Origin of the sequence: Helicobacter typhlonius, from assembly GCF_001460635.1 — a bacterium.
Lineage (GTDB): Bacteria > Campylobacterota > Campylobacteria > Campylobacterales > Helicobacteraceae > Helicobacter_C > Helicobacter_C typhlonius.
The window spans coordinates 1,605,330-1,621,549 of sequence record NZ_LN907858.1 but is presented as its reverse complement, the minus strand read 5'-3'; the positions used below and the strand labels follow the sequence as shown (position 1 = coordinate 1,621,549).

Sequence of the window (16,220 nt, the reverse complement as noted above, 5' to 3'; positions counted from 1 at the left end):
TCCTAAATTGCAGCTTTTTAGAGGTCAATTTTCCATTTGCCATCTATGTTTGTTAGCTTCACGTGCTCCATTTTGTCTTCACCATTCTTAAAATTCACGCGCAATTCTATTCTTGCTTTCTTTTCATCTACTTTTTCAGACAACACTTCTATATTTTTTACTCCTCCAGCATTGTCCGCATTTTCTTTAGCTATTTCAGCCGCTGCTTTAAGTTTGCCCTCTACAAACTCTTTTGCACCCGCTTTTTCATTTTCTGGAATATACACATACTTGATAAGTGCATCGCCCTTGCCATTATATACATCCTCAATGAAAGAAACCGCCACATCTTTTGGTGTATCTCCACCGCAGCCTACAAAAAATAGCGCAAGTGCCGCGCCCAAAGTAAATGCTAATTTTTTTAGCATTAAGACTCCTTGTGAAATAAAATAAAAATTTAATCCTAGCGAAATTTTGTAACAAACATAATATAACTTTTGTATATTGTTGGATTCTTAAAAATAAGAGTTAAATCCTAAACATAGCAATTTCCTAACTTTTGACATTGCTTTATTGCATTAAAAGGTGCAAAAAAGCACATATACACAAAAAGCGTGAGATTCAATCATCTAAAGCTGCATATTTTAAACAAAATTTAGGTATCATCAACGCTTTTTAAAAGCGACTAAAGAGGCAAAAGGAGTTTTTATGAAGCAGCTAACAGGGGCACAAATGATTATCCAAGCCTTGCATTTAGAGGGCGTAAAGGTAGTGTTTGGTTATCCCGGTGGTGCGGTGTTGCATATTTATGATGAGATTTATAAGCAACAATATTTTCATCATATTCTTGCACGGCACGAGCAAGGCGCGGTGCATTCAGCCGATGGCTATGCGCGCAGTAGCGGGGAAGTGGGAGTGGCTATTATCACTTCTGGTCCGGGATTCACTAATGCAGTTACAGGAATAGCCACCGCTTACACAGATTCCATTCCGCTTGTGGTGATTAGCGGACAAGTGCCTATTACGCAAATTGGCACAGATTCATTTCAAGAGATTGACGCGGTTGGAATCTCGCGCCCTTGCACGAAACACAATTTTTTAGTGCGCAATATTGCCGAATTACCCAGAATTTTAAAAGAAGCTTTTTATATTGCACGAAGTGGGAGACAAGGACCTGTGCTTGTGGATATTCCAAAGGATATTACTGCGACATTAGGCACATTTGACTATCCAGATTCTATTGCATTACAGAGTTATAGACCTACGATTAAGGGGAATCCACGTCAAATCAAAAAGCTTTGCGCGGCTATCACACACGCCAAGAAGCCTTTGTTTTATATCGGTGGGGGTGCGATACTCTCAAATGCAAGTGAAGATGTGCGTGAGTTGGCTCATCGCACAGGGATTCCTTGTGTGGAGACTCTGCTCGGGCTTGGCGTCTTGGCGCATAATGATGAGAATCTACTAGGAATGCTAGGAATGCACGGCAGCTATGCGGCAAATATGGCGGTGAGCGAGTGCGATTTGCTTATTTGCCTTGGTGCGAGATTTGATGATAGGGTAACGGGCAAATTGAGTGAGTTTGCCAAAAATGCAAAAATAGCACATATCGATATAGACCCTAGCTCTATTGGTAAAATCGTAGGTGTGGATTACCCTATTGTGGGCGACTTGAAGTATGCTATTGCTGATATGCTTATCGAGCTTAATGGCTATGAGAGGGAGCATATTGAGCAGTGGCGGGAGCATTTGCGCTCACTGCAGCGACAGAATCCGCTAAGCTATGAGGATAGCGAGGATTCTATTAAACCCCAATGGATTATTGAGCAGCTAGGAGAGAGTTTGAGTGAGAGGGCGATTATTACCACTGATGTGGGACAGCACCAAATGTGGGCGGCGCAGTTTTATCCTTTTAGCTTTCCGCGTCAATTTTTAAGCAGCGGGGGGCTTGGCACAATGGGCTATGGCTTGCCCGCTGCTCTTGGTGCAAAACTCGCGTGTGAGGATAAAATTATCGTCAATATTACAGGAGATGGCTCAATTTTGATGAATATTCAAGAGTTAATGACTTGTGTAGCATATAATATTCCTGTAATTAATGTGATTTTGAATAATAATTATTTGGGTATGGTGCGCCAATGGCAGACTTTATTTTATGATAATCGCCTCTCTCACGTAGATTTGAGTTTGCAGCCGAATTTTGTGAAGCTTATAGAATCTTTTGGAGGTGTGGGCTTTAGGGTAGAGCGTAAAGATGAGTTTGCCCCAGCACTCAAAGCCGCGCTAGATTCTAAAAAAGTGGCGTTTATTGAGGTTCTTATTGATAGACACGAAAATGTGTTGCCTATGGTGCCAACAGGTGGGGCAATCTATGAGATGATGCTCCCGCAGAGTAAATAATCGCATAAGGAAGCAACAATGGAAGCAAAAAATAAAGAAATGAAAAAAAGTATTTGTGTGAATGTGATTAACGAGCATAGCGTCTTAGCGCGTATTTCCGGGCTTTTCTCTGCGCGGGGCTATAATATAGAATCTTTGACTACTGCCCCCATTCCAAATAGCAATCTCTCACGCATTACGATTGTTACGCAAGGCTCGGAAGTGGTGATAGAGCAGATTATCAAGCAACTACATAAGCTTATCCCGGTGGTGAGCGTGATTTCAAACGATGATTTGCTTGAAAAAGAGGCAGCGCTTGTAAAGATTCCATTAAGTGAGCGTTTAGCAGATATAGAGGTGCTGTGTAAGGCTTACAATGGTAAGATTGTCAATGCGAATGAAAAATATATCATTGTCATCGCCACTGATAAGCCAACCGCAATTAATCAATTTATCGCTGCTGTGAAAATCTTTAATCCAAAAGAGATTATTCGCAGTGGTGTTATTGCTATGGAGAAATAAGGAGGTGATGATGAGATTAGGGGTAAATATCGATCATATTGCGACTTTGCGTGAGGCGAGAGCGATTTATGAGCCTGACCCGCTAGAAGCGGTGTTTGTGGCAAAAAATGCGGGAGCACACCAAATCACCTTGCATTTGCGCGAGGATAGGCGACATATCCACGATAGTGATGTAAAGCGCATTATTCAATCAAGCCCTTTGCCTATTAATATAGAATCTGCTCTTGATGAAAAGATTATAGACTATCTTTGTGCTCTCAAGCCCCGCCGTATTACGCTTGTGCCAGAGAAGAGAGAGGAAATTACAACTGAAGGTGGGCTGGATATAGAATCTCATTACAACACTATACGCACTACACTCAAAGCCTTTGAATCTGTGGGTATTGCAAGTGCGCTTTTTATCGACCCTAAAAAAGAATCTATCTTTCTTGCAAGGGAGCTTGGAGCGGACGCTGTGGAGCTACACACGGGTAAATACGCAAATTTGCACCTTATGGCTTATAGTAATCTCTCGCGCACACAACATAGCATTAAGGAGTTAGATATGCCTATGCGTGATATGCTGGAGCAAATTAAAATAAGCCTTGATGAACTCTCTCAATGCGCGACTTTAGCGACTTCTAGCACGGATACACGCTCACTTGAATGCTTTGCGGGACACGGGCTTAATTATCAAAATGTGGGCGCGGTTGCCACTATTCCTTACATTAGTGAGCTAAATATTGGGCATAGTATTATCGCAAGAGCGATGTTTGTGGGGCTAGAGCGTGCAATTATTCAAATGAAAGAGGCGATGTGCCAAAAATAGCCATTAGTATTGGCGATGTCAATGGCGTGGGGATTGAAATTGCTTTAAGAGCGCATAAGATTATTTCTCAAATCTGTGAGCCACTCTATTGCGCTCATCGAGAAGTTTTAGAATCTGCGAGTGAGATTCTATCTTATCCTATACCCCTAGATATACAGTGTGTGGGTGATTTTGCCTATGATGTAGGGAATTTTATCACGCCGGGTGTGGTGAGTGCAAAAAGTGGCGCATATAGCTACCACAGCTTTATGCAGGGGGTGAATCTTACCCAAAGTGGTGAATGTGTGGCGTTAGTAACCTTGCCTATACACAAAAAAGCGTGGCAGGAAGCCGGAGTGGCATTTGTGGGGCATACTCACGCCTTATCTACTTTTTTTAAGAAACAGGGCATTATGATGCTGGGCTGTCCTGCACTTTTTGTCGCACTTTTTACCGACCATATTGCCCTCAAAGATGTGAGCGCGTATGTAAAAAAAGAGAAACTTATTGATTTTTTACTTCGCTTTGCTTTGGCTGTGGCTTTAGATGAGCCGTGCTGTGTGCTAGGGCTTAATCCACATTGCGGCGATGAGGGTATTATGGGAGATGAGGATAGCTCTATTAGCGAGGCAGTGCATGAAGCAAATATGGCTTTGGGAAAAGAACTATTTTTTGGCGCATATCCACCTGATAGTGCATTTTCTCCGCTTAATCGTGCAAAGTTTAGGTATTTTGTGAGTATGTATCACGATGTAGGCTTAGCTCCGCTTAAGGCGCTGTATTTTGAGGAGAGCATTAATGTCAGCCTTGATTTGCCTATTTTGCGCACTTCTGTGGATCACGGCGTAGCGTATGATAAGGCATATAAAAAAGGAAGCAATATCAGTGTGCAAAGCTATCTCAATGCGGTAGAATATGCTATAAATAATGCTTGAATCCAAAATGCAGTTTAAGGATAAAATCTTATAATAGCATTTTATTATAAAATATTAAGGAAATCTATGTGGCGAAATTTTTTTATGCAATTTGCATTGGTCTTTTTTATCTATGCCCCCCCCCCCGTTTATACGCAAGAGAATCAATTTGAACAATTTGGCGATGCGTTTAGGTTTTTGCCCGTGTATGTGATGGTTGTATCTTTGGCAATGGAAGACTATGAGGGTATGGGGCAACTTGTACTTGGCACTTTAAGCACACAGCTTGTAGTTGAAGGATTAAAATATAGCTTTGAAAGTGTGCATAATGGCGGACATCCGCTTAAGTGGGCGAAACGCCCTTGTTGTGAGGACTGGAAAGGAATGCCTAGCGGACATTCAGCTGGGGCTTTTAGCGCGGCTGGATATGTATATTACCGCTACGGGTGGAAAAGTGCCTTGCCTGTGGGAGGACTTGCCGTGCTTACAGCGGCTTCAAGGGTTGAGGCTAAGAAACATTCTATTTTACAAGTGAGTGTTGGTGCGATAATTGCTTGGGGATTTGCGTGGCTCTTTACAAGTGAGTATCAGCCTAAAAATACGATGATTTTACCGAGTATTGATAGCGATAGGCAGGGAAATACATCGGTAAGCCTTAGCGTAATGCATAGGTTTTGACAAGGATTATGATGAAAAACATTCGTCAAGCTTATCTTGATTTTTTTGCTTCTAAAGCTCATAAAATTTATGATTCTATGCCGCTTGTGCCTGATGATGCGAGCTTGCTTTTTACCAATGCAGGTATGGTGCAGTTTAAAGATATTTTTACGGGCAAGATTCCCACACCTACGCCACCACGAGCGACAAGCTCCCAGCTTTGTATCCGCGCAGGTGGCAAGCATAATGACTTAGAAAATGTCGGCTACACCGCGCGCCACCACACGCTTTTTGAAATGCTAGGCAACTTTAGCTTTGGCGATTATTTTAAAAAAGACGCGATTGCCTATGCGTGGGAGTTTGTAACGCAGATTCTAGGTTTTGATAAATCTGTGTTATATGTAACCATTCACGAAAGCGATGATGAAGCCTATGAGCTGTGGTGCGAACACATTGAGCCAAGCCGCATAAAAAGAATGGGCGATAAGGATAACTTTTGGCAAATGGGCGATAGCGGACCTTGCGGACCTTGTAGTGAGATTTATGTCGATCAAGGCGCAGAATTTTTCCATTCGAGCGAGGATTATTTTGGCGGCGAGGGCGATAGATTCTTAGAAATATGGAATCTTGTGTTTATGCAGTTTGAGCAAAAAGACGGCATACGCACACCGCTACCAAAGCCAAGCATTGACACAGGAATGGGCTTAGAGCGGGTTATTGCACTCAAAGAGGGCAAAATCAATAACTTTGATACCTCGTTATTTGCGCCACTGATGAAAACAATAGAGAATCTCACTCACAAGACATACTACCACGATGGCACGCTTTTGCAAAACACAATGCAATTAAGCGCAGAGCAAATACGACAAGCGCAAAAGGAGAGTGCGAGTTTTAGAGTGATTGCCGACCACGCTAGAAGTGTGGCATTCCTCCTCGCGCAAGGGGTAAATTTTGATAAAGAGGGGCGAGGCTATGTGCTGCGTAGAATCTTGCGCCGCGCGGTGCGACACGGCTATTTGCTTGGACTGCAAAAGCCCTTTTTGTTTGAAGTCATTGCCTCTGTGTGTGAGTGTATGGGCGGACATTATAGCTATTTGAACGAGCGCAAAAACGCCATTATGGAGCAGTGCAAGGCAGAGGAAGCGCGTTTTTTTGAAACCATAGAATCAGGAATGAGCCTTTTTGACAAAGAGCGTGAAAAGCTAACAGATGAGCTAGATTCTAAGACAATATCAAGCACGCAAGGACAAAGCCCATTGTTTAGCGGCGAAGTGGCGTTTAAACTCTATGATACCTATGGATTCCCTCTTGATTTAACCCAAGATATGCTGCGTGAGCAGGGCTTAGAGGTGGATTTGGCAAGTTTTGAGCGATGTATGGCAGAGCAGAAAAACAGGGGCAAGGCAAGTTGGAAAGGCAGTGGGGACGCCTTGAAAGAGGGCGATTTTAGTGCGCTTCTAAGTGCATTTGGCGAGAATGAATTTATTGGCTATGAATGTATGAGCGCGGATTGCAAGGTTGTAGCCCTCTTAGATTTTGCATTTCAAAAGATAGATACACTCCAAGCGGGGCAAGAGGGCTATGTAATGCTTGATAAAACGCCCTTTTATCCCGAATCTGGCGGTCCTGTGGGGGATAAGGGTGTGCTTATCAAACAAGGCGCAGATTCCACACTTGCGCAAGTGCTTGATACGCAAAAGTATTTTGGGCTTAATCTCTCTCGCATTCACGCAAACAAGAGCATTGGGGTAAATGATGTCGTGCGCGCGGTGGTGGATAATGCGCGTCTTGAGATTGCAAAGCACCATTCCGCCACGCATTTGCTGCATAAGGCATTGCGTGATGTGCTAGGCAGCCATATCGCTCAAGCGGGTAGCCTTGTAGAATCTACTCGTTTGCGCTTTGATTTTTCTCACCCAAAGGCAGTGAGCGGCGAGGAGTTAGCACAGATTGAAAGCCTTGTAAATGCGGCAATCGCTCGTGCGAGCAAGCAAGAATGCGAGTATATGGGTATCAATGAGGCAAAGGCAAAGGGCGCAATGGCACTTTTTGGCGAGAAGTATGGCGATGTCGTGCGTGTGGTGCGCTTTGGGGATTCTATCGAGCTATGTGGTGGAATCCACACAGGCAGCACGGCAGAGATTGGCAGCTTTTATATCATCAAAGAATCCGGTGTCAGTAGCGGTGTGCGGCGTATTGAAGCAGTGTGCGGCGCAGCGGCGTATAGCTATGGCAGGGCGGCATTAGATTCTCTTAAAATAGCAAAAGAGAGCCTTAAGGCGCAAGATGTGATGCAGGGCATTGAAAAGCTCAAAGGCGAGTTAGCAAAACTCAAAGAGCGTGAAAAGAAAGCAAAAAGCAGTGTCAAAAGCCTTGATTTTGAGGAGATAAATGGCGCAACGCTTATTATCTCGCAGCTTGATTCTATTGATAGCGCACAGGCAAAGGAGCTTGTGGATAAGGCGAAAAATGAAAATATGCATGTAGCGATTTTACTTATTAGTCAAAGTGAGGGCAAAATCGCTATCACGGCGGGAGTAAAAGGCATAGATTCTCTTAAAGCTGGAGCGTGGGTGAGAGAAGTAGCGCAGATTCTAGGTGGCAATGGCGGGGGCAGAGATGACTTTGCTACCGCTGGAGGCAAAGATATGAGCAAAATCTCACAGGCTTTGAATCTCGCAAGAGATATTGCCCTCAAGGCTGTGTAATAAGGAATACTACACTCCACATAATGTTTTTTCGTTGCAATATGAAAGAATGAAACAAAATAAAATTTTTATTTGTGAATTGATTAAGCTTTTTTTGTTGTTATAGTGGAAAGTTTAAATTTTACTTTCAATGACAAGGAGAGAAAATGAAAAAGAGTGTAGTAGGAATAGTTGCATTGAATGCTTTACTTACAGGAGTAAGTGCTGACTTTGGAGACCCTATTTATGACAATAATATCTTTAATAAGAAAAACAAAGAAGTGTGTAAGCAATATTATCATAAAAACAAGATTAAGTTTCTAGGCAGTAATGATATACCTGATTTATATCGTTTGTTGGTAGACCCTGAATATTATGGATTAAGCTCAACAAATGAAAAAGTTAAAAGTTGGCTAAAGGTATATGACAATGCTATTGCAGAGCTTAGTAAGAAAAATTTTGATATATCTAAATATTCAGAAAAGAGTCTTGTTAATCACGCAATATGTAAACTTATTTTGGACGAACAGGTTTAGGCATTACATCTTTATAATGTGATGTCTAGGCTGATTTACTCCCTTTACTTAACTTCTTAAGTCTTTTTTACGCTATAATCCCCACATTTTGTGAATTTTTAAAGGAGACATAATGATCATTTTAGCATTAATCGTGCTTGGGCTATGCGGGGTGGTTTTATACTTTGGTGTGAAAATCATCTCGCAAACAGACAATTGCTATTGTTGAACGACTAGGAAGATTCCACAGGCATTGCAACGCGCAAGGGGAGTTGTGTTGGAGAGTTTAGGCTAGAAACCGAGATTTTATATTTTGCCCACCTTGTTGCGTTTAATTTTTTACACTTAAGAATAAGGATTCTGTTTTTAGAAAGTGCGCTATGTCAAGGTTTTTGTGGGGTACAAAATGTGGGCTTTGGCTCACTAATACGCACGCATCTCGCCCTCACATTTTACCTCACTTGTGGGATTTAAAATTTTAGATTCTATATTGTTTAGAATCTTGCCCTTTTATAGTGTATTTTAATTCTGCGAGAAAAACTTACTTAGAATTTTTTCCAAAAAAGTCGCTTATTACGCTTAAGCCGCCGATAAATTCGCTTGTCTCGTAAGGGATAATCACCTTATCCTTGCTTGGATTCTTTGAAAGCTCATTGAAAGCACTAATGCGCTCTTTGACTAGCAAAAATTCCGCTGCCTGTGCGTTTTTTGCCATTTGATTAGCGATGAGTTCCATAGCATCGCTTTGCCCTTGTGCGAGGGCGATTTGCTCATATTTTTTCGCATCAGCCATTCTTTCAATCGCCTCAGCTTGGAGCACCTTTTCTTGTTTGAGGGCTTCGGCGTTGCGTATTAAAGCTTCTTTTTCGGCTTGTGCTTTAAGCTCAATCGCTCTTTTTTCGCGCTCTGCTTTCATCTGCAAGTTCATAGCGACTTCAATATCACGTGGGACAGAGATTTCGCTAATTTCTACACGCATAATTTTCACACCCCAATTATTTGCCGCATCGCCCAAAGCCACTTGCAACGCGGCATTTAGCCTATCACGTGATGAGAGAGAATCATCAAGATTAATGCGTCCTATCTCGCCTCTAAGCGTGGTGGTGGCGAGGTTTGCGATAGCCATCTTGTAGTTATCCACGCTATACACGGCGGATTTTGCATCAAAGATTTTCAAAAAGACGATTCCATCAATATTGATATTCACATTATCCTTTGTAATGACCTGCTGCCGCCCAATATCTATCATTTGCTCACGCGCACTTACTTTTGCGCTCACCCTATCAATCACAGGCACAATGATATGGAATCCACCCTCAAGCACCCTATGAAATTTCCCTAATCGTTCAATAATGGCAATGTCAGTTTGAGGGATAATCTTTATCCCCATAACAAGCACCGCTACGCACAAGACCACTACCACGGAAGCAAAAATCAACATCACAACTCCTTTTCACGCCTTTGTGCTATTTATTATAGTCCAAGCCACCTGTATGTTTGCATAGGGCGCGATTGTAGCAGAAGATTCTAAAGTCTTAATAAATACCGCGTCCCTCTGCCAAACAATGACATACAAATAGGGCAAATATTTTGAAATTTGCGCTTTAGTGGGTGTGATTACGATGAAAAATACAACACAACAGGGCATTAAGTTAGTTTTGAATCTTAGGAATGTTATAAAACGAAAGATTGTTGAGGAAACAAAACAGAGTAGGTTTGTATGGCTCCGGATGCAGGATTCGAACCTGCGACCAAGTGGTTAACAGCCACCTACTCTACCGCTGAGCTAATCCGGAATATTGCGGTTAAAAGTGCCACGATGTAAAACTTAACTTATGGCATCATCTAAAGTAGAGGCGAGATTATATAGAAAAGAATATTTTTTGTCAAGCATTGCTCGGCTTGTGCGCTTTATTGCATACAAAATAGAATCTGCTACAACCTCACAAAATATTTAATATATGCTAAAAATAAGAATAGTTTTGTAAAATACACAAAACAAAAGGAGGCAAAATGTCGGCTCTTGTGCTTTTGGGCGTTGGGATTGTGATGATTGTCGCTGAAATATTTTTTGGTTCATTTTTTTTATTTTTTATTGGCATTGGGCTGTGCATCACCTCTGTGATTGAATATCTCGTGGGGTTTGATAGCCTTGGCGATAGACTCGTGTGGCAGGCAGTAAGCATTTGTGTGTTTTCGCTACTTTCGCTTTTGGTGCTGCGTAAGCCTATAAAAAGTTGGTTTAATCGCTCACAAGTCTATGAGGATACATTATGCGAGGGGGGTGAGGGTGAGATTAGAGAAGGAATGGTGTATTTTAAGGGCACTTTGTGGGCATATGAAAATTCACAGCGTGTATTTAAAGAGGGTGATAAAGTCAAAGTGATAAAGATTCATAACAACAAAGCAATAATAGAGAATCTTTAATTGAGCAGTTTTTAACAATGGAGCGGGGCGCAAGGTTGGCAAGAAAGGGAATTTACAGAGGATTTTTATTTTATAAAATCTATTTTAGAATCTGCGTTTCAAAACTTACATTTTAAAAATACTTTACCACAAAACCTTGCCTAAAAATTTTACACAATCCCTACAATGCCATTCTTATGCAGTCATAGAGCATATCCATATTTTGCTCTGGTATAAACTCCACGCCCATAGATTTGCCCTTGGAAATATAATCATTTGGCGGGAGCTGCTGCACGATAACGCAAAAGATAATTTTAGAATTAGCATTTTTACTTTCTTTATAGGTTTTTATGAATCCCAAAGCACTCGCATTGCCGATTTTTTCATCAATTACGACTATATCTTGTGGAAAATTGATAAGGCTTCTTAGCGCATTGATTGGGTCATTATCCGTGGTAATAAGGAGGCTTGAATCTATTTTTTCAATGACTTGGCGGTATTTTGCGATATTTACTGCGCTTTCACGCACGATAAGCAGACTTTTGCGATTAGTTTTTTCTAAATAATCCAGCAAATCAAAAAGTGCCTTTGAGCGCGGTGAAAGTTTGCTTTTATCAAGCCCACGCAAAAAGTAGCGCAAAAAAGTTTTAGAGCTAAAGCTTCCCTCAATGCGCGAATTTCGAAAAAAATGCTTCACATTTTGACTATGCTTTGCTCTGCCCCACAAAGTCGTATCAAACTCATACGCCTTTGTGTCCAGCAGGGCGATAAAGCGTGTTTTGAGTTCCTGTGTCATAGGCGTATATACAGAGCTAAAATGCTCGAAATGCTCTTCTTTAAAACGTTTCATTCTCGCATTTTCATTGACAAGCGCATCTTTTTGATTGCCAATAAAATTGAGTAAATCCACATATCGCTTACGCATAGCCTTTACTTCTTTTTCTTCCTCTGCATATTCCTTGCTACCTTTATCATCTCTTTTAGCTAGACTTTTTTCGCCATCGGCTAGTGAGGAGCTAAGGGAGTTGGTTTGAGCCTGTGCGTTAGCAAGCGAACTTTGAATCTCCTCGATGCGCGTAATCGTGCGGTTATATTCCACTTGCCGAGCAAGAAATATCATTTCAAAGGCGTAATTGAGCGAATATTGGGTTTTTTTGCAGTAGGTTTCAAATTCTTTTGAAAGAGACATAACCTCCGATTTGAGCTTTTTTAGTGTGTCATTTTCTATGTTTGGGTCCATTGCGCATAAATCATTATAGGCAGTCAGCAAAAAGCGGCGCATACGAATGAAATCAAGCTTTAATTTCCCTACCATATGGTCTTTATAAGATTCTATAATTTGGTTTTCACGCGCGAAATATTCCTCTATACATACATTTGCGGGTTTTGTTACGGGTATTTGGTCTGGGTCTATGGGTTTTGGCTTCAAGTGGATTTTTGTAACAGCCTTCATCTCAACGACAAATTCCACCTCCTCGCCTTTTTTCAAATCTTTTATCTCATCTCCCCATAAGTCAAAAGCAAAGCTAAAAACGCGCTTATTTAGCTCTTGCTCTACTTGTGCGCTCTGTGTTTGCGGATCTACATTAATAATCACCCCATACAACATACTTATCCTTCTTTAGATTCTCTTCATATATTATACACGGCTTTTAGAATCTTTAAGCAATTCTAAGGCTTCTTGTGTGATTTTTATGCTACGCGTTTGCGCCCACGCATAAATCGCTTTCAACTCGTCCGTGTTGTCGCTTTGAGATGGGCTTAAATGCGTAAAAAGTGGTGGCAACACGCGTAGCGGTGATTTGGATTGAATCTGTGCCCTAAAAAGCACAAGATTTGCCTCTCTATTTTTGAGAGAATGCACAAATTGTGCCACATTGATATGTAACCCATTTTTTTGCGTCTCATAGAAAATCTCCGCACAAAGCCTTGCATCATAGCACATACACAAAGTGCCATTTGGCTTTAAAATGCGCTTGATGTGTTGCATCAAAGCTTGAGGTGGCAAAAAATGTTGGAATCTCGCCATATTTTTGCGCTCATTATCACCCAAAAGCGCACCCTTGGTATAAAATGGCGGATTACTGATAATAAAATCAAACTTATGCTCGGGCTTAAAGTCCAAAAAATCCACACAATGCACCACGCCACCAAAGGGCGCACTATTTTTTTGCGCCAAGATGCTCATTGCCTCGTCTTTTTCAACAAGATAAATCTCTGTCTTACCACCAAGAGAGCTAATCTCACGCGCACAGAGTATGCCTAAAATGCCACTTCCTGCGCCAATGTCTAAAACATTAAAATGCTTTTTTAAAAAAACCTTAGCAAAATGCGCGAGGATAAGGCTATCTGTGTTGTAACAATAAGCATTTTCAAGCTGATAAATATCTACACAAGCCATAGCGCGACATCACTCCCGAGTGTGTTTTGGTGGATAAGGCTAAAGCTTTCATCAAAGCCTGTTTGTGTTTGTGAATCTTGCGTGGTATGTGGGGATTGCATTAGCAAAAGCATATCTATTTCTGAGCGCATACTATGCAAAAGATGATAGCCTCCCTCAATAATCACAAAGCCCTTTAATTCGCGTACATCGCGAATGTCTGCACTAAAATGCACACGATTTTCAAGGATTTTATTTTCTGCTTTAAGCTTATTTTGTGTATGTGAAAATACAAGCACCTGCGGTGCTTTGGTGCTATCATAGGGAGTAGTCGCATATCGTGCGTTAAGTTGTGGATTATCCGTCCTTAAGGTCGCGCCTGATATACATATATAATCACACACGCTGCGTTGATTATGTGTAAAAATTTGTGAATCTTGGCAGGATATGCGCCCATTTTTGTAATCACCATTAAGTCTTTGAGCAAGTTTAAAAAGCACGAATCGCCCCTTTGTGCGCATTGTTTCAAAGGGTAGAAGCAAGGATTTTGCATAATGCTCTAGTGCCAGATTCACAGAAGCATTGATATGTTTGCTAAGGAGATAGTCTAAGCCACCCTTGGCAAGTTGATGAGATTCGGTAGTGGCGATACATACCTTGGCAAATTGAAGTTCTGCTATGAGTGCAGCACAAGGTGGTGTTTTGCCCTGATGATTGCAGGGTTCAAGGCTCACATAGAGGGCGCATTGCGTAAAGATGCCTTGATGATTGTTAAGTAAGTATTGATGAATGTCTTTGCTTTCTGTAAGATTGAGTATCTGTTTATCTTGCGTGAGCGTGTAATACGCCTCTTTCATCGCGAGAATCTCCGCGTGGGGTGAACCTACGAGGATATGCACCCCTACGCCTATGATGTCTTCATTTGGAGCGACAATGAGTGCGCCTACACTCGGGTTTGGTAGGGCTAATGTTTGATGTTCCCACGCAAGTGTGCAACAATGGTGTAATAAAAGTTCATCAAGGGAGCGCAAAGGTAACCTTTGTTTTTTTAATATCCGCAAATGACACACATTTGACACCGCCTTGTGTGCGCACTTCTATGCTGTTTTCATCAATATTTTCTAAAATACCCTCAATCACACTTTTGTCCGTGCATTTCACGCTTACTTCCTCGCCGAGCGAAAAGCTATAATGTGTGGGAGTTTTGAGAATCCGCTCTAATCCCGGAGAGCTTACTTCTAAAAAGTAGCTTGGCAGATTAGATTCTTCTACATCAAGCAGTGGCGAAATCATCTCGCTTAGGCTTTGGCAGTCCTGCAAACTTACCGCACTGCTTTGTGAATCTAGCTTCTGCATAGGGGCTTTGCGCGTGATGCTTACACGCAAAATATTATTGTCATTTTCTTTAAGCATAGAAATATCATAAATATATAGTCCAAGGCTTTGAGCCATTTTGGCGATTTTTTCGTCTGTTTGGGCTGATAGCATAGCTTTCCTTTTTTAGTTTTTTGAGCTTTTTTCTTTGGCGATTTGTGCAAAGATTGAATCAAGTGTGTTTGCATTTTTTAAAGAATCATCAAAGCTAAAACGTAGGTTCGGTGCGCGAAACCATTGTGTGGAGCTAAGAATATAATCTTTTAGAATCCCCTGTGCTTTGTTGAGCTTTTGCACGATGAGTTTTCTTTCGTTTGGGGATATGTCGGTAGCTTCTATAAAAACTTCCGCGCTTTGCTTACCTTTGGAGCATTTCACATCGGTAATGCTAAGGCTATTAATCTGTGTGTCATTGAGTTGTGAAAGTGCCCCACTAAGGATTTCTTGTAGCATAGATTCTGTGCGTTGTTGCTTAATATTCATCGGGTATCTCCATTTCACGCAAGTTATAAAATAGGGCACGATATTCTTTAAATCTTCCTGCCAAAATCGTCTCTCTCGCCCCTTTTGTGAGACTAAGATAATAATGCAGATTATGCAAAGAGGCGAGGCGATGATAGGTGATTTCATTCGAGCGGAAGAGGTGGCAGAGATATGCTCGGCTGAAGTTTTTGCAGGTGTAGCAGTCGCATTTGCTATCAATAGGGTTTTCGTCATTTGCATATTGTGCGGCTTTGATATTAATCTTGCCAAAATGTGTAAAAAGTGTGGCATTTCGTGCGTTGCGCGTAGGCATTACGCAGTCAAACATATCCACGCCCAAAGCGATAGATTCTATAATATTCTCCGGTGTGCCAACGCCCATAAGATAACGCGGTTTGTAGCAGGGCATAAGCTCGGTAGTGTGCGCGATACACTTATACATCTCCTCTGCGCTCTCTCCCACAGCTAATCCACCAATGGCAAAGCCATCAAACTCCCCTATGTTAGTTAATTGCCTAGCTGAAAGCGTGCGGAAATGTTTGCTTATACCCCCTTGAATAATTGCAAAAAGATGATTATCTAAGCCCACGCCTCGCGCTTTTTGTGCTTGATGATAATCAAAACTCCTTTGCGCCCAATCACTCGTGCGCCGAATAGAATCTGCCAAACGCTCATCATTTGCGGGTAAGCCCACCAAATCATCAAGCACCATCATAATGTCGCTATTGAGTGCATATTGCATATCTAGCACAAATTCGGGAGAGAAAAAATGCTTTGAACCATCAATATGGGATTTGAATCCTATGCCTTCATCGCTTATTTTTGTGTTTTGATTGAGGCTAAAGGCTTGGAATCCTCCGCTATCGCTAAGGTAGTTGCCGCCAAAATTGGCAAACTTATGAATCCCGCCGAAGTTTTTAAGTCGCTCAATACCTACGCGCAAATACATATGGTAGGTATTTGCAAGGATAATTTTCGCACCCAAAAGATTCTTCATATCAAGGCTATCAAGTGCCTTGACACAGCCTTGTGTGCCCACAGGCATAAAAACAGGCGTTTGCACCTGTGCGTGGGCTAGAGTGAGGTTTAATGCCCTAGCTTTGCCATCTTGTGCTTGAAGTTCTACCTGCATAGAAG

17 protein-coding genes and 1 tRNA gene are annotated in these 16,220 nt (G+C 41.7%); 8 read left to right on the top strand and 10 right to left on the bottom strand.

The window, feature by feature from the left end:
* Positions 1-17: 17 nt before the first annotated feature.
* A complete protein-coding gene (locus BN2458_RS08070; protein ID WP_034326213.1) occupies positions 18-407 on the bottom strand; it encodes a DUF4878 domain-containing protein in 390 nt (129 codons plus the stop codon).
* 280 nt (positions 408-687) lie between these two features.
* Between BN2458_RS08070 and BN2458_RS08065 the strand changes: the two genes are divergently transcribed.
* The 7 genes from BN2458_RS08065 (at position 688) to BN2458_RS08035 (ending at position 8,461) form a co-directional block, all read left to right on the top strand.
* On the top strand, positions 688-2,379 hold the full coding sequence (locus tag BN2458_RS08065; RefSeq protein WP_034326211.1) for an acetolactate synthase large subunit: 1,692 nt from the start codon (positions 688-690) through the stop codon (positions 2,377-2,379).
* Between the two features lie 18 nt (positions 2,380-2,397).
* Entirely contained in the window at positions 2,398-2,880 is a 483-nt protein-coding gene (gene ilvN / locus BN2458_RS08060; protein ID WP_034326208.1) for an acetolactate synthase small subunit, read from the top strand.
* A gap of 10 nt (positions 2,881-2,890) precedes the next feature.
* Positions 2,891-3,688 (top strand): pyridoxine 5'-phosphate synthase, encoded by a 798-nt coding sequence (locus BN2458_RS08055; protein ID WP_034326207.1) that lies wholly within the window; start codon positions 2,891-2,893, stop codon positions 3,686-3,688.
* Positions 3,676-4,602, top strand: coding sequence for a 4-hydroxythreonine-4-phosphate dehydrogenase (gene pdxA, locus BN2458_RS08050; protein ID WP_034342322.1), 927 nt, complete (start codon positions 3,676-3,678; stop codon positions 4,600-4,602). Before BN2458_RS08055 ends, pdxA begins: the two co-directional genes overlap by 13 nt.
* A gap of 66 nt (positions 4,603-4,668) precedes the next feature.
* On the top strand, positions 4,669-5,259 hold the full coding sequence (locus BN2458_RS08045; RefSeq protein ID WP_173644085.1) for a phosphatase PAP2 family protein: 591 nt from the start codon (positions 4,669-4,671) through the stop codon (positions 5,257-5,259).
* A gap of 11 nt (positions 5,260-5,270) precedes the next feature.
* Positions 5,271-7,946 (top strand): alanine--tRNA ligase, encoded by a 2,676-nt coding sequence (gene alaS, locus BN2458_RS08040; RefSeq protein ID WP_173644084.1) that lies wholly within the window; start codon positions 5,271-5,273, stop codon positions 7,944-7,946.
* A gap of 146 nt (positions 7,947-8,092) precedes the next feature.
* Complete coding sequence (locus tag BN2458_RS08035) at positions 8,093-8,461, top strand: hypothetical protein (RefSeq protein ID WP_034342326.1); 369 nt, start codon at positions 8,093-8,095, stop codon at positions 8,459-8,461.
* A 520-nt stretch (positions 8,462-8,981) separates the two neighbouring features.
* Here the strand turns inward: BN2458_RS08035 and BN2458_RS08030 are convergent.
* The 3 genes from BN2458_RS08030 to BN2458_RS08025 form a co-directional block, all read right to left on the bottom strand.
* Complete coding sequence (locus BN2458_RS08030; RefSeq protein ID WP_034342328.1) at positions 8,982-9,881, bottom strand: SPFH domain-containing protein; 900 nt, start codon at positions 9,879-9,881, stop codon at positions 8,982-8,984.
* 12 nt (positions 9,882-9,893) lie between these two features.
* Positions 9,894-10,088, bottom strand: a complete 195-nt coding sequence (locus BN2458_RS09995) for a hypothetical protein (RefSeq protein ID WP_138109668.1) — start codon at positions 10,086-10,088, stop codon at positions 9,894-9,896.
* Positions 10,089-10,161: 73 nt separating this feature from the next.
* Positions 10,162-10,236 (bottom strand) — tRNA-Asn (locus BN2458_RS08025).
* Between the two features lie 217 nt (positions 10,237-10,453).
* On the opposite strand from BN2458_RS08025, the gene BN2458_RS08020 reads away from it, so the two are divergent.
* A complete protein-coding gene (locus BN2458_RS08020) occupies positions 10,454-10,867 on the top strand; it encodes an NfeD family protein (protein ID WP_034326200.1) in 414 nt (137 codons plus the stop codon).
* A gap of 160 nt (positions 10,868-11,027) precedes the next feature.
* Here the strand turns inward: BN2458_RS08020 and BN2458_RS08015 are convergent, their stop codons facing one another.
* Genes BN2458_RS08015 through tgt form a run of 6 tightly spaced genes read right to left on the bottom strand, consistent with a single transcriptional unit; the run spans position 11,028 to position 16,215 of the window.
* Entirely contained in the window at positions 11,028-12,455 is a 1,428-nt protein-coding gene (locus BN2458_RS08015) for a hypothetical protein (RefSeq protein ID WP_034342330.1), read from the bottom strand.
* A gap of 30 nt (positions 12,456-12,485) precedes the next feature.
* Entirely contained in the window at positions 12,486-13,247 is a 762-nt protein-coding gene (locus BN2458_RS08010; protein WP_034342331.1) for a tRNA1(Val) (adenine(37)-N6)-methyltransferase, read from the bottom strand.
* On the bottom strand, positions 13,235-14,296 hold the full coding sequence (gene ribD, locus BN2458_RS08005) for a bifunctional diaminohydroxyphosphoribosylaminopyrimidine deaminase/5-amino-6-(5-phosphoribosylamino)uracil reductase RibD (RefSeq protein WP_231944770.1): 1,062 nt from the start codon (positions 14,294-14,296) through the stop codon (positions 13,235-13,237). Before ribD ends, BN2458_RS08010 begins: the two co-directional genes overlap by 13 nt.
* On the bottom strand, positions 14,244-14,714 hold the full coding sequence (locus BN2458_RS08000; protein ID WP_034326194.1) for a ribosome maturation factor RimP: 471 nt from the start codon (positions 14,712-14,714) through the stop codon (positions 14,244-14,246). Before BN2458_RS08000 ends, ribD begins: the two co-directional genes overlap by 53 nt.
* Before the next feature lie 12 nt (positions 14,715-14,726).
* Entirely contained in the window at positions 14,727-15,083 is a 357-nt protein-coding gene (gene rbfA / locus BN2458_RS07995; protein WP_034326192.1) for a 30S ribosome-binding factor RbfA, read from the bottom strand.
* Positions 15,073-16,215: a tRNA guanosine(34) transglycosylase Tgt gene (gene tgt, locus BN2458_RS07990; RefSeq protein ID WP_034342335.1), complete on the bottom strand. Its 1,143-nt coding sequence runs from the start codon at positions 16,213-16,215 to the stop codon at positions 15,073-15,075. Before tgt ends, rbfA begins: the two co-directional genes overlap by 11 nt.
* Between the last annotated feature and the right edge of the window lie 5 nt (positions 16,216-16,220).

What these genes read in the sequence shown, in the direction of transcription:
- BN2458_RS08070 (WP_034326213.1), bottom strand. Translation starts at nt 407, where the DNA reads ATGCTAAAAAAATTAGCATTTACTTTGGGCGCGGCACTTGCGCTATTT.
- BN2458_RS08065 (WP_034326211.1), top strand. Translation starts at nt 688, where the DNA reads ATGAAGCAGCTAACAGGGGCACAAATGATTATCCAAGCCTTGCATTTA.
- ilvN (WP_034326208.1), top strand. Translation starts at nt 2,398, where the DNA reads ATGGAAGCAAAAAATAAAGAAATGAAAAAAAGTATTTGTGTGAATGTG.
- BN2458_RS08055 (WP_034326207.1), top strand. Translation starts at nt 2,891, where the DNA reads ATGAGATTAGGGGTAAATATCGATCATATTGCGACTTTGCGTGAGGCG.
- BN2458_RS08045 (WP_173644085.1), top strand. Translation starts at nt 4,669, where the DNA reads ATGTGGCGAAATTTTTTTATGCAATTTGCATTGGTCTTTTTTATCTAT.
- alaS (WP_173644084.1), top strand. Translation starts at nt 5,271, where the DNA reads ATGAAAAACATTCGTCAAGCTTATCTTGATTTTTTTGCTTCTAAAGCT.
- BN2458_RS08035 (WP_034342326.1), top strand. Translation starts at nt 8,093, where the DNA reads ATGAAAAAGAGTGTAGTAGGAATAGTTGCATTGAATGCTTTACTTACA.
- BN2458_RS08030 (WP_034342328.1), bottom strand. Translation starts at nt 9,881, where the DNA reads ATGTTGATTTTTGCTTCCGTGGTAGTGGTCTTGTGCGTAGCGGTGCTT.
- BN2458_RS09995 (WP_138109668.1), bottom strand. Translation starts at nt 10,088, where the DNA reads ATGCCCTGTTGTGTTGTATTTTTCATCGTAATCACACCCACTAAAGCG.
- BN2458_RS08020 (WP_034326200.1), top strand. Translation starts at nt 10,454, where the DNA reads ATGTCGGCTCTTGTGCTTTTGGGCGTTGGGATTGTGATGATTGTCGCT.
- BN2458_RS08015 (WP_034342330.1), bottom strand. Translation starts at nt 12,455, where the DNA reads ATGTTGTATGGGGTGATTATTAATGTAGATCCGCAAACACAGAGCGCA.
- BN2458_RS08010 (WP_034342331.1), bottom strand. Translation starts at nt 13,247, where the DNA reads ATGGCTTGTGTAGATATTTATCAGCTTGAAAATGCTTATTGTTACAAC.
- BN2458_RS08000 (WP_034326194.1), bottom strand. Translation starts at nt 14,714, where the DNA reads ATGCTATCAGCCCAAACAGACGAAAAAATCGCCAAAATGGCTCAAAGC.
- rbfA (WP_034326192.1), bottom strand. Translation starts at nt 15,083, where the DNA reads ATGAATATTAAGCAACAACGCACAGAATCTATGCTACAAGAAATCCTT.
- tgt (WP_034342335.1), bottom strand. Translation starts at nt 16,215, where the DNA reads ATGCAGGTAGAACTTCAAGCACAAGATGGCAAAGCTAGGGCATTAAAC.